The following is a 17,430-nucleotide window of genomic DNA, read 5'->3' as shown; positions in this document are numbered from 1 at the left end:
ACTGCCGGAAATTGAATATTGAATTCAGTTAATCCTTAGCGATTGAATTTCACTAACCTTAGGATTTCAATGCAGCGAATTAGGTCTTTTCAGTAGACAAGAGCAGAAAATTTTATCCCCTGTGAGATTGAAAATACAGATCGTCAAGCATTTCAGAAAGATACAGCGAGACAAGACAGTTGGAAAAGGTTATATTTACAGGAAATATCAGGATGCTATGGCCAAAAACAACTTTTCACTCCTTGCTCGGTTAAAGAGTTTCCGCTATGCCTATAATGGTTTGAAAATAGCCTGGAAGGAAGAGCACAATTTTAGGGTCCATTGTGTCGCCGCAGTTGCTGCTCTCCTCTTGTCTTATGTACTCCGAATCAGTACATACGAATGGCTCGCCGTCATCTTTTCGATCGGGTTGGTATTTGTTTGCGAATTGCTAAACACTGCATTGGAAAACCTCTCTGATTTCGTGTGCACGGAAAACAATCCAAACATCAAAAGAATCAAAGATATTGCTGCAGCTGCGGTCATGATAAGCAGCCTAACCGCGCTATTGGCCGGTCTGATTATTTTTATACCGAAACTATTTTCAATCGCTCGCGTTTACTTTTTCTAACGGAAATTTCTCATCGTATGTCACCTTTTGCGGATCAACAAAAGACATTTTGCCTGCCTTTTCTTCCATAGTGCCATAACCTTCAAGCGCACGGTCCTTGGACAGCTTAAATACAACTTGCCGAACAGATTCCTGCCCCTCAGATAAAAAGGTATAATCTGCGACTACAACATCCCCTTTCAATACACCATCAATATGTCCGCTATTGCGATCCTTTTCCTTCCACGCATAAAGCAGATCCCCATGTACCTTATCCCCTTCAATGGTGATCGCCAATGAAATGGTATCCCCGTTCTTGAGATATCGGTAATTATTTTTGCCATGCGCGTAACTTGCCGTATCCGACAGCTGCTGATCGATCTTTTCTGTATCGCTTTTTTCAGCTGTAGTGTCTTGCTTTTTTTGCTCTTGATGACAGGCCGTGCTGCACATCAACAGTATTAATCCTATATTGATTGCCTTCATATCCTTTATTTTATGACACTATGATATAGCAATTCAAAAGAAATATTGTTTTAAATAACTAACATTTAAAATTTAAAAATCGAGAAAACAAAAAAGTGGTGAATATTGTTTATAAGTTAGATAAGGGTAAGCCATTAAAAATAAACAATTTAGTAACAATAAAATTATTACTCGTTTATTGTAAAGCTAATTTTTATTAGTAAATTGTACAGTATAAAATTCAGGAATTCTTAACCAATATTAGTATGAAAGATGTAAGCTTTAAGAAATTTGATAGTGGATGTACATCACTCACAAAATTGTCCATTGAAACAGACTTGGCTATTATTGTTAAAGAGCAAGTTACAATTTCTTCCGAATCAAAAATTGAAAAACTTAGGCGCTGTAAAGAAGAATTACTTAAAAGCCTTTGGTTTGTTCAACGTCAATGTTGAGAGAACATGACCTTACAATCCCGACTAAAAACTCATGGACAGCCCAATACTGGGAATCAATGAATTTACGCTAATTTATCACTTAAATCCTCTCCATATTTTTGTATGAAGAGGATTTTTTTCTATATACACTTGCTTAATCAATAGATTAAAGCGATTTCAAATGTTTATAATTAGACTTGATGGTATCCCACACTTCTTCGAAATGACCAGATAACATTAACTTTGCCATACTTTCCGTCATACCTTTCATTTGACCGAAGGATATCTTTGGTGGCATAGCCAGCGCATTGGGATTGGTATAGATATCGATAAGAACAGGCTCATCTGTTAAGCCTAAGGCCTCCGTAATTACGCCATCGACATCCTCGGGCTGAGTCACGGTATAGGAACGAATTCCCATCGCCTTTGCCACCATAGCAAAGTCTGGATTAACCATATTCGTTTCCTGATCTTTTAGACCTGACACCTGCATTTCCAGCTTGACCATACCGAGTGCTCGGTTGTTAAAAACAATTATTTTTATCGGCAGGTTGTATTGTTTTATTGTGGCAAGATCGCCCAATAACATAGACAGCCCACCATCCCCACAAAAAGCAATCACTTGCCTTTCAGGATGTGTCAATGCCGCACCTATAGCCATTGGCATTGCGTTGGCCATCGATCCATGATTAAAGGATCCGAGCATGATACGATCTTTCTGCTGATTGATATAACGCGCCCCCCAAACACAGCACATTCCTGTGTCGACCAAAAAGATAGCATCATCACTGGCCTTTTGATCGATGGTATGGGCGACAAACTCAGGTTGAATAGCACATTCACTTCCTGAATCGTCAACATAGATCATAAGGTCTTCCTTGACCTTCGCATAGGCATCAAGCTGTTTTTCGAGAAATTTAGTCTCCGAACGCGCTTCCACAAAAGGTAATACGGCCTTTATCGTATGCTCAATATCGCCCACTAAACCATAATCAACGATCGACCTACGTCCTAGCTTCTCGCCTTCTATATCAATCTGTATAATGGTTTTATTGGTGGGTATAAAATCCTTGTAAGGAAAATCAGTACCCAATAGTAAAATGAGGTCTGAATGATGCATACTTTGGAATGCGGAGGCCGTTCCCAAAAGACCTGTCATCCCGATTTCATTGGGATTGTCGCGCTGGATATCCAACTTTGCTTTAAATGAATAGCCCACTGGCGCATGTATCTTTTGTGCTAATTCAACAATTTGCTTCTGCGCCTTCTTTGCCCCAACACCGCAAAATAAAGTTACTTTTTCCGCCTGGTTGATGTATTGAGCGAGGCGTCCAATTTCCAATTCTGAAGGTCTGATTTGTGGTTCTGTAAAAAACACCTTCGATGAGGTGTTCATCTGCACAGCTTCCATTTCAGATACATCTCCTGGCAGACCTATTACCGCAACGTCCCGCTTGGAGATGGCCTGTTGTAGTGCATTCTGAACCATACGCTGCACCTGTTCTGGTCGAGTGATCATTTGGTTATAACATGAACAGTCGTCAAACAATTTAATCGGATTGGTTTCCTGGAAATAGTCGGTTCCAAATTCATATGTTGCACAAGTGGACGCAATCACCAGCATGGGTACACGGGTCTTATGTGCTTCATAGACACCGTTGATCAAATGCACATGTCCGGGTCCACTACTTCCGGCGCAACACGCAATTCCATGCAGATCAGCCTCCGCGGTTGCCGCAAAAGCACCAGCCTCCTCATGCCGGACATGTATCCATTGCATGGTCCCGTCTTCATGGACAGCTTCGTTGAAAAAATTTAAACTATCGCCCGTTACGGCATAAATACGCTGAATTCCCGCATCTTTTAAAAGGTCAACAATCTGATGTGCTACATTTTTCATACCCATATTATAATTTTAGAATGTCATAAAGCGAAGTTGTACTGTTTAAGAAGTTGTACTGTTTAAGCTGTCGCTACTTTATAACAACAATAATCTAGAGTAATGGTTTGGGAATGATTGCTTGCTGATTAATATCGAGTCCCCATCAGGAAGGCGTCTAAAATAAATATTCCATAGCGCTGTTAGTACAACCTGCAGTGAATCTACTTATAAACAAAAAACCAACGAGAATGAAGAACACCAGCGATCAATAAAAAAGCTGCTCCAAAATTAATTGGAACAGCTTTTTGTAAAACCTTAAGGTTTAAACCTTTCTATTTAATTTGCCTGGACAGCTCATCGACAAAATTCTTTGCGTCATTGAGATCTTTATTCCAGTCTGCATAGCGTTTAGCAGTATTTAGTTTGGCAATTTTTGCATTTAGCTTTGTTAGATTAGCTTGATCTTTTGCCTTTTCCAACTTTGCTTTGAGTATACCGACTTTGGTATAATCCTGAATACCTTCCAGCATACGCTCATAACGGATGGAGCTTCTTCCCTGTGGATAAACAATATAGGTATCCCCTGCAGGCCATGTACGGAATCTTGAGTCACGCAGAGGATCCTCCACCCAGGAGTTAAATGCCCAACGCAATGCACCGTCGAAGCCTGCTGCTAGCGCATACCATGCCATATAGGTGGATTCTGCCGGATCAGAGAATGTAAATTGATTTGGAAATTCGTCTGAACAACAAACGTAAAATGTCGTGATATATCCTTTTTTACGACGCTCAATTAGGTCTTTCTGATCAAAAGGATCGCCCGCGGCAACACTGATATCGGTACTCTTATGATAGCGCTGGTAACTTTTGTGGTTATCAGCGAAAGCCACCCCAAATTCAGGTGCCACACGTTCCAACAAGGCTATCGCCGGATCCATTTCTTCCCGACCCCTTTCATCCATCGCAATATTGGTGATTTTCAACCACCCTTTTGCGGTGATATGCTTGCTAAAATCTTTTAAGAAAGGTGTCCATAATTCTTCGAATATAGCTGTTCCCGGTTTCGCGATAACATTGACCAGCTCATTCTTGCCCTCGTCGAAATAATGTACTTCATTGTTCCATGGTAACAGCGAATAGCAATTGATCTGTTTATTGATTCCTAGATCCATCATAAAGTTTACCCATCGATCAAAAACAGCATAATCATAGGTCCAAGAACCATCTTTTGCCTTCTTCCAGGTAATCATATCAGCATATGGATCGTATGTCTGTACATTCCAGGCATCTTTATTCAAGGTCGCCGTAATAACTTTTTGTCCCGCAGCAGCCAATTGCTTCATCGTTGGTTTCAATGCTTCAAAATGTTCATCACTCCACATCTTCACCTGATTGACGCGGGCAACTGCAGAAGGATGTTGCCATTGGTCCAAATGATAGGTCCACTCCGAAGATGGTGGCAACACATGATTTTGTACATTGACAACGAGCTGTAACTGCTCTTTCACTTGACCATTCTGCTGAACAGAGATTGTCGTTTTATATTGTCCTGCCGTCGCTTCCTTTGGAACCTTTACGGTAATCCATACAGGGCGCACTTTCTTCGCTTCAAGATCATAGCTTTTTAGGTCATCCAGCATATCCGCAGAAAGAGCAGCTTTAAAATCTTCCGGTTTACGGTGGCCACAGCCACTTGCAAATTCGTCGGTCATGACATAACGGACAAAACGCGCCTGTACCGCATCGCCGCCAATCACTTTACCTGCCGCAGATTTAAGCGCACTCGCAGATACCGCTACATTTGGAGCAGCAGCATTGGTCCATAACAGTACTTGTGCCGATACTTGTTCACCTTTCCATGCATCCACTGTCGCGGTACTTTGCACGGTCAGATTTGGATTAACAGATTTGGGATAACGTTTGTCTATCGATACAAACGAAGCATGCAGTCCTGACTTAACATTCGACCAATTGGATAAGGTGTCCTTTGTCGGATCGGCCATTTCCGTAAAAGTGGTCCCGGTCGCATAATGCTGCTGGGAAAAGCCATGATTATTGCCACAAAACAGCATACAAGCCAGGGCAATCGTAGAATAAATTGTAGTTTTAGGCATAACAGTTATAATTAACAAAACTTTTGTGAAGCGATGCGCATTTGTCCAGCCTTGGAGCGGGTGCTCGCAGAAAAAAGGCAAACAACTTCTGTTTGCCTTAAAAATACTAAAATTTTATTTATCGATAGCTAACTTTGTTCAAAAATTTCAGAAAGTGCCTTATAAAGCTCCGGATGATTAGACTTGAATTTATCCGGGTTTTCAAAAAAATATTCCGAGGCAACCGCAAAAAATTCCGCTGGATTGGTCATTCCATACACATCGATATCGGATTTATTTTCCTTTATTTTGGCAATTTCTTCCCGTATCAAATTCATAAACGGAATCACAGAAGCTTTATCCATCAAGTGCGTAGGAACACCGTCCACAGTACCGTCAGTTTTATCGATCAGGTGTACAAATTCGTGTATCGCTGTATTCTGTCCATCCTTTGGATTCTTAAATCCATATTCCAAGGCTGATTTAGATAGGATCATTTGTCCATTCATCGCACCCTCTCCGACCATGCCCATAATATTTCGATCGGCATACCCCTCAAATTCATAGGCCGTATTGAATTGTGCGGGATACACCATAATATTTGTCAAGTTAGGATAGGTCCATTTTTTAAAAGCAAAAATTGGTATAATTGCACTGGCCGCAATCATCATATAATCCTTTAGTTCCACCTCTACACCTACACCTTCGATTTTGACGGTATCCAAAAATTTTAGGCAGCGCGCTTCAAATTCTGCCTTATCGGCAACCGATAAATTACGGTAATAGGCAACTTCCTTTTCTAAAATTTCCTTGCCTTCGTCGCTTAGCACACGTTTGATGGCCTTGCTATTTTTGGCCGTACGATTTAATAAATAATAAACGACATAAATGGTGACTGGTATAAGCAGTACAATGAAGAGTTTTCCTATCATATTATTTGATCTTGATCCATTTGGGATCCCGAGCTTGCAAATTACGCAAAAAGCCTTTAAAATGGGAGGTTCCAAATAAGATTAAAATCTTCTGCTGCGGGGCATCAGCGACTAAAGAAGCCAGATTCTCTTCTCTTTTTTTCATCACAAATTCCCGATCGAACTTATTCTTTAAGCTTGTTTTTGCAGGCTTACATGAATAAGGCTCATTGAGCGGCGTTTTATAATCGCATGGATCAAGTGTAATGGTGCCATACAGGTATTCAAACTCATCAAGAAGTTTATTCTTAGGAATATCCGCATTGACTGCTGTCTCATAGTTAACCAGGAAAAAGGAATAATCGGGCTGGCTAATAATGCGTTGGCCGAGTTTGCGATACATCGGTGCGCGAAGAACCTTTGTGGTATCGCCCGGAGTTTCAATACATTGCTGCAAGCCGAGGCGATTGCCTGTCAGCTTACGGAATTTGCGATCATAGAGATCTCGCTGTGCCGCGCTGTCCACCTGATAGGCGATACTTTCATAAAAAACAACATAGCCCGATTTTTGAAGTGAATCTACAGCTCGCTGGATCTGATCATAGTATACACGTGTTCCCAAATGCCGCATTGGGATATAAACGACTGTTCGATCTCCATTGCGGAGCTCAAATTTCCGCGAGGCATCACGCAAGACACCGCTACCCTGAACCATCAAGGAGGTATCACAACCTACCAAGACAAATAGCATAAAAAAAAGGGAGATAATCTGTCTCAATTGCATACGATTTTATTAAAATAAAATGCTTTTAGAAAGCAAAGACAGTACCATGAAATGACTCTTTCCAACTACAGACAGATTCTGCCTGCAGATCACTTGCATTTCATCATACTTTTATTAAAATAACTTGCAATAATAACAATATATTATCTCCCTTGTTCTATAAATTTTTAGAGGGTTGTCAATCCTATAGTCGTTCCATTTGGAATAACTGCATTTTTTTTGACCACCACAATTCCGTCACAAATGGTATAAGTTGGATGATTAGCATTCAGCAGATGAGGTCCGCCATTGATACGGACATCGTTACCGATACGACAGTTTTTATCCAAGATGGCGTTCTCGATATAACAGCGCTCTCCAACACCGACCACTGGTATATTTTTCCGCTTTGCATCCTCCATATCGACGAGATCTTCGTAATAATCGGATCCCATCATATAGGTTCCGCGCACCACTGAACCTGTACCGATCCTTGAGCGTACTCCTACTACAGAACGATCTATTTTATCGGCCTGGATAATACAGCCATCCGAAATGACCGAATTGATTAATGTTGTCCCCGAAATTTTCGATGGCGGCAACATCCTGGGGCGCGTGAAAACAGTATTTTTGTCAAATAGGTTAAAGGCTGGGATATTATCAGTCAGACCAATATTGGCTTCGTAGAAAGATCCGATTGTACCGATGTCAGTCCAATAGCCCTCAAATTGATAACTGAGCACCCGACTTGTATCAATTGCATCTGGAATAATTTCTTTTCCAAAATCCATTCCCCGATTTTCTTCAAGCATGCGTTTCAGAACGCCTTTTGAAAAAACATAGATCCCCATAGAAGCCAGGTATTCCCGCCCCTCACTCTTTAAATGGTCGCTCACTTCTGAACTCCAGTCAACCAGCTGTTCACCATTGGGCTTTTCAATAAAAGAGGTAATATGGTTTTTCTCATCCGATTTCAATATCCCAAAACCAGTCGCATCTTTGCCATTTACCGGGATAGTCGCAATAGTCAAGTCACCTTCATTTTCAACATGGAAGTCAATCAAAGCATCAAAATCCATTTGATACAGCTGGTCTCCTGATAAAATCAATACATAGTCATAATCAATGCTGGCCAACTTACGGAACGAACGTCGCACGGCGTCAGCTGTACCTTCAAACCATTTATCACCATCATTGGTCTGTTCGGCAGCCAGGATATCGACAAAACCTTTACTAAAAATACTAAAGTTGTACGTATTCTTAATATGGGAGTTGAGCGACGAAGAATTGAATTGTGTCAACACGAAAATCTTGTTAAAACCCGAATTGAGACAATTCGAGATGGGAATGTCCACCAGGCGATACTTCCCGGCAATAGGAACTGCTGGTTTAGACCGTTGATCGGTCAATGGATACAGACGTGAGCCCCTTCCTCCGCCCAAGACGATAGCTACTACATTGTGACGTGACATATCAAATTAAATTATTTGGTTATATAGACTTATATACTTCGCTGCAGATTTATCCCAAGAAAAATCTAAGCACATCATTTTACGTTGATTCCCTTCAAACTGCTTTTTACTTTCGTAAAAATTTATAGCCCGTGCAATAGCTTCCGTAATTTCAGTTATTGCCAGACCATCAAAACCAACACCGTATCCATCATTTTCCAGATCGATTACCGTATCTTTCAATCCCCCCACCCGATGAACAATAGGCAATGTACCGTATTTCATCGCATAAAGCTGATTCAGCCCACAGGGCTCAACACGGGAAGGCATTAAAAGAAAGTCCGCACTGGCATACAGCCAATGGGCGAGATTTTCATCATAACCAAAGAACACATCAAAATTTTCAATTCCATCATCGACGAGTGATTTCACACGCGACTGAATAGCTGGGTCTCCGGCACCCAGTATAAATATACTCAATCTGTCGCGATATTCCGCTGTCAGATTCAAAATTATATCGGGCAGCAAATCAGCACCTTTTTCCGTTGCAAAACGACCGATAAAAACCAGCAACGGTAGCTTGGGATTAATCTTGTATTGCTGTGCCAGGGCCTGTTTGTTTTTCAACTTCCCCGCAAAAGCTTGTTCGGTACCGTAATTTTCCATTAGTGTATCATCGATTTTGGGATCCCAGATTTCCCAGTCAATCCCATTGACAATACCAACCGATTTATGCCGTTCATCATAAAACAAATGTTGCAGACCATTGGCTTCCACATAGAGCTCTTCCAAATAACCTTCGGATACCGTTGTGTACGCATCACAGCATTTAATCAATGCGGCGAGCGGGTTGATTAAGCCATCCCAGTCCAGAAGCCCCCATTTCCAGCTATCAAACGCTGGCAGTAAAATAGCTTTGCTCCAATGTGTCCAGCCCTGATACTGCCCATTATGTACGGTGGCTACTGTCTTAACATCCGCCAGAAAATTATAATCATTGCTGTATTTCATCAAAAAAGGCATTAAACCAACATGATGATCGTGGCAATGCACAATGGTTGGAATAATGTTTTTTTCCTTGAACCAATTTAAAACAGCATGTTGAAAAGCAATAAATTGCTCTCCTTCATCCGGATAACAATATACTTCCTCGCGGTCAAGTTTACCGGGAATCTTAATCAGATAAAGTTCAAACCCTAGTGTATTTTGGCTTTCCTTATATACGCCATAGTTCAACAATTCAGATCCCTGGTAAAATGTACCTTCGTGAACTAGGCTAAAATCATGATCCCTAACAAACGGCCGGTCATACCAAGGCATGACAACCGCCGCCGCCCAACCGAGCTTGGTTTGGTATTTGGGCAATGCACCCACAACATCCGCTAGACCACCTACTTTGGCCACAGGATAACATTCAACACTCAAGTGAAATACTTTCATTCTTCTTTTACACCGTGAAATTTTACAACCAATATTTTATACAGGAATACGCTCTCCTTGCTGAATTGGATTTACTTCCTTGACCTCTTTTTTCCTTTTGAGAACATAGCCACCTAGCGGAGGCAAATGCAATTGGGCCGACTGTACATGGTTCATCCAATGCAGATGTTCGCTATGGAAAGCTGGATTGTTAATTCCAGAGCCGAAATATTTCAGTTCATCAGAACTCAAAACGACTTCCCACTCGCCTGCATAGGGAAGTCCGATACGGAAATGCTCCCGCACCACAGGTGTCAGGTTGAGGACAACAACGGTGTCGTCCCAAGCATCAAATCCCTTCCGCCAATAAACCACAACTGAATTTTCGCGGTCACCCGCATCGATCCATTCAAAACCCGAAGCATCAAAAGCTTTTTGAAAAAGGCTTGGCTGCGTACGATACACACCATTTAGATCCGAAACAAATTGCTTCATACCCTGATGCGGAGCAAACTCCAATAGATGCCAATCAAGCGACTGATTGACATTCCATTCTGAGGTCTGACCAAATTCACCGCCCATGAACAACAATTTAGTTCCCGAAAAGGTATACATAAAGAGATACAATGCCCTGAGATTGGCAAATTTCTGCCATTCGTCTCCAGGCATTTTATAAATCAACGATTGTTTTCCGTAAACGACCTCATCATGGGAAAGTGGCAGCATAAAATTCTCATGAAAAGCATATACCGTAGCGAATGTCAACCGGTCATGATGATACTTTCGATTAATCGGATCTTCTTTAAAATAATCCAGCGTGTCATGCATCCAACCCATCATCCATTTCATTCCGAATCCCAGTCCACCAGCGTATGTCGGCCGGCTAACGCTCGGCCAGGAAGTCGATTCTTCAGCAATTGTCTGCACATGCGGAAAATGTTCATAAACCGCCTCGTTCAGCTCCTTTAAAAATTGTACAGCTTCTAAATTTTCATTTCCGCCAAATTCATTTGCAATCCACTCACCTTCATTTCTGCTATAATCCAGGTACAGCATCGACGCCACAGCATCCACCCGAAGGCCATCAATATGAAAACGGTCCAGCCAATAAAATGCATTACTGATCAGAAAAGACCGCACTTCATTGCGCCCATAATTGAAAATATAAGATTGCCAATCGGGATGGAAACCTTTCCGTGGGTCTTCATGCTCGTATAAGCTAGTTCCATCAAATCGATAAAGACCGTGGGCATCTCCCGGAAAATGAGAAGGAACCCAATCCAAAAGCACACCTATGCCAGCAGCATGCAATTCCTCGATCAGATACATCAGATCTTGCGCGGAACCGTAACGCGAACTCGCAGCAAAATACCCCGTTATCTGATATCCCCAGGAAGGATAATAGGGATGTTCCATCAAAGGCATAAATTCGACGTGCGTAAAATTCATTTCCTTGACATAAGATACTAGCTGAACGGCAATTTCGCGATAGCTGAGTAAGGTATCCGGACTTTCGGGATCCCGAGACCAAGAACCCAGATGTACTTCATAGACCGACCACGGTTGATCCAATCGATTTTTTAGAACCCGTTCCTTCATCCACTGCTTGTCATTCCATTCGTACCAAGTCGAGTGAACTACTGAAGCTGTTTTTGGTGCAACCTCCCATTTGAACGCAAATGGATCACCTTTTTCAAGCTGCTCGCCCGAATAGGTCTGAATAACATACTTGTATGCTTCACCATTTCCCAGTCCTGGGATAAATCCCTCCCAGATTCCGCTACCATCCCAACGCACATAAAGCGCATGGCGCCCCTTATCCCAAAAATTGAAGTCACCGGTGACCGAAACAGATTTTGCATTTGGAGCCCAAACCGCAAAATAAACGCCTTTTTCACCGTTCACTTCCAGTTCATGTGAACCGAACTTTTCGTATAATTTGAAGTGCTTACCCGACTGGAATAAGGCGACATCAAATTCAGAAAATAGACTATGCGGAATTACTTCATTGGCCATGTTTTAACCTTCTATCAATATGTTATCAAATTCTCGTGCGACATTAATCCAATATCGCCCCTTTTCATCCTGTTGTACTTTTGTTTCTATACCATCCGTCTTGACCTTCCTGATCTGGAATGGTAGACCAATTAACTGTAATTTATAGTGTTCGTACCGTTCGGTAAAAAGACCATCGCTGGTTTGCTTGATCGACAAGGAATCTTTAAGTCCCGATACTGTAAAACATTTCTCGAGATAAATATCCTGCTCATATGCAAAGGTATCGCCATGATCTGAATACACATACGAACGGGTTACCCCTTCGGCGAAGTAAACATTCAACTGCAACTCCTCAATCTTCTTTTCTCCAGTATATTGCATGACAGGATACTCCGGGATAACAGATCCACCACGAACAAACATCGGCATTTCATCCAATGGAGTGGCTATCGTATGTTCTTTGCCGCCAACGTAGGTTTCATTGCTGAAATAATAAAACCAATTCCCTTCAGGTAGATAAACGATCTTGCTCTTTTGGCCAGGCTGCAATACCGGCGATACCAAAATCTTATCACCAAAACAGAATTCCTCTTCCCGCTGCCAATTGGTCGGGATATGCTGTTCGACCATCGATATGGGACGTAAGATCGGGTAACCGTATTTCGTTTGTTCCCAAAAACAAGTATAGATATAAGGCAAAAGCTTATACCGAAGCTCGATAAACTTCCTATTGATCTTTTCCCAATCTTCACCAAAGCTCCATGGCTCGCGGTCGCGCGTATCGCCGGCAGAGTGCACACGCATAAAAGGCGAAAAGACACCGAATTGCATCCATCTCGTAAACAATTCGCCGTCAGGCTCCCCGGTAAATCCGCCGATATCCGTTCCGCAAAAAGACATCCCGGAAGTAGACAGACGCTGTAGCTGCAAAGTCCCCAATTTGAGATGCTCCCAGCTTGCCAGATTATCGCCCGTCCAAACCGAAGAATAACGTTGCGTACCAGCATAGGCAGCCCGGGTAATTGTAAAAGGCCTTTTGTTTTTATATAATTTCTTAAGGCCATCATAGGTCGCTCGGACCATCTGCATGCCATAGATATTATGCGCCTTTCGGTGCGAGCCCCGGTGCCCATCATACTGGTGGCGTACATCGTCTGGAAAAGTTCCCCGCCCAAATACAGCAGGTTCATTCATATCATTCCAGAATCCGGCAACACCATCTTCGACAAGTCCCTGATAAAGTGTTCCCCACCATTGGCGAACCTCCGGGTTGGTAAAATCAGGAAACTGACAACGCCCGGGCCATACAAATCCTTCCATAAAATAATCATCCCCCCGACGGCAAAAATATCTATTCTCCTTCCCTTCCCTGAATACCCAATAGTTTTCGTCCACCTTGATACCCGGATCGATCATAACAACCGTTTTAAAACCGTCATTTGCCAAATCGCTGATCATATTTTTAGGATTTGGAAAATACTGTTTATTCCAGGTAAAACAGCGATACCCCTCCATATAGTCAATATCAAGATAAATGGCATCGCATGGAATTTGCCGCTTTCTAAATTCCTCGGCAACCTTACGGACATTGGCTTCGGGATAATAGCTCCAGCGACATTGATGATACCCGATTGCCCACAGCGGCGGCAGATAATGTGTACCTGTCAACGTATGGTACCGACGGATCACATCGATAATATGCGGACCATGAATGTAATAATACTGCAGTTCTCCGCCTTCGGACCAAAAACTTGTTTTTCCCGGATCTTCTGCCGCGAAATCAAAATAGGTTTTGAAGGTATTGTCAAAGAAAATCCCATAGGCTTCACCATCTTTTAAACCAATATAAAACGGAATAGTTTTATAAAGTGGATCCTGATCGTAAGCAAAAGCGTAGGTATCTGAATTCCAGTTCTTAAGTCTTTTCCCTCTAAGATTCAATTTCGTCGCCTTATCGCCGAGTCCGTAAAATGCCTCGCTTTCAAAAGCAACTTTTGTACTGTAAACATAATAACCGCCAAAATCGGGGTTCTCTTCCCAGTGCATCGGTGCTAAATCTGCATTGAACAGGTTACCGGCACGGTCGGAAAAAGAAATCAAAAAGTCATTTTTATTAATCTTACAGGAAATGGTGTTCGTGTGGACTAGGTAATGGTCTGCCTCCTCCCTACATTGATGTATACTGACGCGGTGGTCTTTCTTGGCCAGTGCATAGGAAAAGTCTTCCAAAAATGTCCCCTGGGGTGCCAGCCTGACCCGAACAATTTCATCGGTTACGATTTTGATTTCCACCTTCGCTTTACCATCAGAAAAATAATAGGACTTATCATTTTGATTGTGGGCTACGATAGCTTCCAGATACTTCTTTTCAATTTTTGGCAGATCCAATACCGGATTATTCACATGATGCATACTTTCCAAAGTACCATCATTTTCCTCCTCATTTAGTGTGGTTTGATTTAGGTTGTCGTCTTCAAGCATAGTTGTAATATGTTAAAATGTTTCTGAAGGCTTAATTCCTCTTTAAGATAGAAAATTAATCCTGCGTCGGCAACAAAACAGAAAAAAAAATCCCGCCTATTCCTATAGGTGGGATCTTTTCCTGCAACTGTAGATAAATGGCTACAGCTACTTGACAAAATGCGCACGGAGCATCCAAGCCATTTTTTCATGCTTTTCCAACAGACCGACCAAAAAGTCTTCCGTACCATTATCTGCTGTGTCCTCAACCACCGCAAGGTCCGCACGGATTGACATTGCAATAGCTTCGTGGTCAGCCAGCAATTCTTTATAATAAGACTGGCTATCTGTCTTCTCCGATGTAGATTCGGTTAAGCGCGTCAGCTTCAAATATTTATCAAATGTGCCTACAGCGTAATGACCCAGTGTACGCACGCGCTCTGCCACTTCATCGATCACTTCAGCCAGTTCATCGTATTGAGATTCTAAAAATAAATGAGCGGCATGAAAATCCGCACCTTCCACGTTCCAGTGCGCATTACGTGTCTTCATATAGACAATGTGTTCATCTGCCAATAGCACATTTAGCAACTGTGCAACTTTTTTCAAGTCTGCATCTTTAATTCCAATTGAAGTTTTCATATTTAAATAATTATTGAGAGTATTTAATTTTCATTGGTCCCAATGAACTCGTTATACTCGCGTTGTTCTTTAAAAGGCCATATGGAATATCCGGATTACGTTTATCGGTATTTAAGTTTTGCAATCGTGGATATTTCAATATCTATTCTTTTGTTAACTATATGTATGAATCGCTTGTTTAAATTTACCCAAAAATGCGGTAAAAACCAAATAAGGCTACCTGCAAAAATTTATGTCAATTGCCCCAAATAACTATTGAAAAGCTCTTGTTCATGAAACAGCAGGCCGAACTCCATAAATTGACATTTTTCCGATAAAACGTCCTACTTTATGTGATTTAAAGGACAGAATATTGTACTTTTGTCGACATATTTATCTCGAGGGAAAACTGTGGGCACTATGGACAACAACACCTATTTTCATACATTCAAAAAAGATATTTCAGGTATTGAACTTCCGGCGCGATTTACCTTTCCATTTTGCTATGAACCACACCCACTCGCCGTCATTGCTGCAAAAGAACTTCAACATTATCTCGAAAATCAAGAAGACTGGAGCCATAATTTTGGTCTCGATGAAAAGTCGGAAGGATTGGCTATTGGAAAAATGTTCGGTGTCCTTGTTGTCAAAAACCAGCATGGCCAACTGGGTTACCTTGCTGCCGTGTCGGGAAAATTGGCGGGAAGTAACAAACATCGGTATTTCGTTCCGCCTATCTTCGACATGCTCGAAGAAAACAGTTTTTTTCTGAACGAAGAAGTGCATCTCAATACACTTAACCGAAAAATTGAACAACTGGAAAAAAGTGATGAACTGGCCAGTACAAAGCGTCATCTTGATTTACTAAAAGGCACCTGGGATAAGTCCCTGGATGAATTAAAAACAAAGTTAAGAGTTCAAAAAAAAGAGCGCAAAGAAACCCGGACGCGGTTGCGGGCAAGTCTATCTGATGAAGACTATGAACTGCTCATGGAAGATATGCGTAGTCAAAGTTTAAAAGACAAACAGCAGCTGCAGCGTTTTCAATATGATATGCATCTTGCACTGGAGGCCGAAAGTAACCAATTACAGCAGATGCTGTCTGCAATTGCCGCATTGAAAGAGGAACGAAAAACACGGTCAGGAAACCTGCAGAAACAGCTTTTCGACAACTATAATTTCTGTAATGCTAAAGGTGAGCGCAAAAATGTTGTTGCAGTATTCCATGATTTCGACAAGACAACACCTCCCGCTGGATCTGGGGAATGCGCTGCCCCCAAACTCTTGCAATATGCTTATGAAAATGAACTGACACCCCTTGCTTTGGCTGAATTCTGGTGGGGCTGTTCGCCAGCATCTGAAATACGCAGACACCAAAACTACTATCCTGCTTGCCGAAAAAAATGTGAACCTATTTTAGGCTATATGCTGGAAGGATTGGCTATTGACCCCAATCCGATGCAAAAGGAAACAACATTGGATGTAGAACTCCCTCAGATTTATGAAGATGAGGATATCATTGTCATCAATAAGCCGGCAGAATTTCTATCTGTTCCGGGCATTTATGTGAAAGACTCGGTTTATAACCGGATTCTGCAACGTTACCCCAATGCGGGTCCAATTATTATCCACCGGCTGGACATGTCCACCTCTGGCCTTTTGATAGTTGCCAAAAACAAAGAATCCCATCAGTTCATTCAAGATCAATTCATACAACATACGATAAAAAAAACATATATTGCTTTACTCGATGGCGTTGTAGCGGCAGCGTCAGGTTTCATTGATCTCCCACTTCGGGTAGATCTGGATGATCGGCCCCGTCAGATGGTCTGCTATACCTATGGAAAACCCGCACAGACGAAATGGGAAAAAATTGCGATAGAAAACAAACGAACAAGAGTCAGATTTTACCCATTAACAGGACGTACACACCAGCTCCGTATGCACGCTGTACACCCAAATGGCTTAAATACCCCGATCGTCGGGGATGATTTATATGGTACAAAAGCAAACAGGTTACACCTACATGCCGCTTCAATTACCTTCGTTCACCCCCGTTTTAAAAAGGAAATGACCTTTGAAATTGAACCGGATTTTTAATAACGTTGACTATATCGTTACAAAAGTCAACAAATAATCCATTGGAAAATCATCGGCAAGTCAAAAAGTAATTGGCAAATTATTGACCTAAATCAATAATTAACCACAAATAACTGAAAAACACTAGTTTACAAAGATAACTAAATCAAATACCTCCCTTTATTACATTACAATAAAATTTTAATTATTCTTAATTTTTTGTTTCCTTTGTTCACTGATTTTTTGATTTTAATACCTATAA

At 41.7% G+C, this 17,430-nt stretch carries 13 protein-coding genes; 3 read left to right on the top strand and 10 right to left on the bottom strand.

The features are described from left to right. Positions 1-121 precede the first annotated feature (121 nt). Positions 122-610, top strand: coding sequence for a diacylglycerol kinase (locus tag B3C94_RS01820; protein WP_293898060.1), 489 nt, complete (start codon positions 122-124; stop codon positions 608-610). On the opposite strand, the gene B3C94_RS01815 is transcribed toward B3C94_RS01820, so the two are convergent. Further along, the gene (locus B3C94_RS01815) at positions 584-1,075 is read right to left on the bottom strand and encodes a hypothetical protein (RefSeq protein WP_293898057.1); all 492 of its coding nucleotides are present in this window, start codon (positions 1,073-1,075) and stop codon (positions 584-586) included. The two genes, B3C94_RS01820 and B3C94_RS01815, sit on opposite strands and share 27 nt — an antisense overlap. Before the next feature lie 245 nt (positions 1,076-1,320). Between B3C94_RS01815 and B3C94_RS01810 the strand changes: the two genes are divergently transcribed. Further along, complete coding sequence (locus tag B3C94_RS01810) at positions 1,321-1,509, top strand: hypothetical protein (RefSeq protein WP_046675853.1); 189 nt, start codon at positions 1,321-1,323, stop codon at positions 1,507-1,509. A 148-nt stretch (positions 1,510-1,657) separates the two neighbouring features. Here B3C94_RS01810 and B3C94_RS01805 read toward each other — a convergent pair whose 3' ends face one another. The 9 genes from B3C94_RS01805 to B3C94_RS01765 form a co-directional block, all read right to left on the bottom strand. Further along, complete coding sequence (locus B3C94_RS01805; protein ID WP_293898050.1) at positions 1,658-3,391, bottom strand: thiamine pyrophosphate-dependent enzyme; 1,734 nt, start codon at positions 3,389-3,391, stop codon at positions 1,658-1,660. Positions 3,392-3,705: 314 nt separating this feature from the next. After that, positions 3,706-5,487, bottom strand: a complete 1,782-nt coding sequence (locus B3C94_RS01800; protein WP_293898047.1) for a DUF4091 domain-containing protein — start codon at positions 5,485-5,487, stop codon at positions 3,706-3,708. A 128-nt stretch (positions 5,488-5,615) separates the two neighbouring features. Further along, on the bottom strand, positions 5,616-6,398 hold the full coding sequence (locus B3C94_RS01795) for a zinc-dependent peptidase (protein ID WP_293898044.1): 783 nt from the start codon (positions 6,396-6,398) through the stop codon (positions 5,616-5,618). A gap of 1 nt (position 6,399) precedes the next feature. Then, positions 6,400-7,161: a hypothetical protein gene (locus B3C94_RS01790; RefSeq protein WP_293898041.1), complete on the bottom strand. Its 762-nt coding sequence runs from the start codon at positions 7,159-7,161 to the stop codon at positions 6,400-6,402. 167 nt (positions 7,162-7,328) lie between these two features. Beyond that, positions 7,329-8,612 (bottom strand): glucose-1-phosphate adenylyltransferase, encoded by a 1,284-nt coding sequence (locus tag B3C94_RS01785; RefSeq protein ID WP_293898037.1) that lies wholly within the window; start codon positions 8,610-8,612, stop codon positions 7,329-7,331. Between the two features lie 6 nt (positions 8,613-8,618). Beyond that, the gene (locus B3C94_RS01780) at positions 8,619-10,031 is read right to left on the bottom strand and encodes a glycogen synthase (protein WP_293898034.1); all 1,413 of its coding nucleotides are present in this window, start codon (positions 10,029-10,031) and stop codon (positions 8,619-8,621) included. Positions 10,032-10,067: 36 nt separating this feature from the next. Then, positions 10,068-12,026 carry a 1,4-alpha-glucan branching protein GlgB gene (glgB, locus tag B3C94_RS01775; protein WP_293898032.1) on the bottom strand — a complete coding sequence of 653 codons (1,959 nt, stop codon included), beginning with the start codon at positions 12,024-12,026 and terminating at the stop codon, positions 10,068-10,070. Between the two features lie 3 nt (positions 12,027-12,029). Beyond that, the gene (locus B3C94_RS01770; RefSeq protein ID WP_414712629.1) at positions 12,030-14,489 is read right to left on the bottom strand and encodes a glycoside hydrolase family 31 protein; all 2,460 of its coding nucleotides are present in this window, start codon (positions 14,487-14,489) and stop codon (positions 12,030-12,032) included. 147 nt (positions 14,490-14,636) lie between these two features. After that, positions 14,637-15,110, bottom strand: a complete 474-nt coding sequence (locus B3C94_RS01765; RefSeq protein WP_293898029.1) for a Dps family protein — start codon at positions 15,108-15,110, stop codon at positions 14,637-14,639. Between the two features lie 399 nt (positions 15,111-15,509). Here B3C94_RS01765 and B3C94_RS01760 point away from each other — a divergent pair, with 399 nt between their 5' ends. Further along, a complete protein-coding gene (locus tag B3C94_RS01760; protein WP_293898026.1) occupies positions 15,510-17,189 on the top strand; it encodes an RluA family pseudouridine synthase in 1,680 nt (559 codons plus the stop codon). Positions 17,190-17,430: the final 241 nt, after the last annotated feature.

It is taken from the genome of Sphingobacterium sp. UBA5670, from assembly GCF_002420705.1.
Classification (GTDB): Bacteria; Bacteroidota; Bacteroidia; order Sphingobacteriales; family Sphingobacteriaceae; genus Sphingobacterium.
The sequence above is the reverse complement of the archived record's forward strand: the minus strand, read 5'-3'. Positions and strand labels throughout refer to the sequence as shown.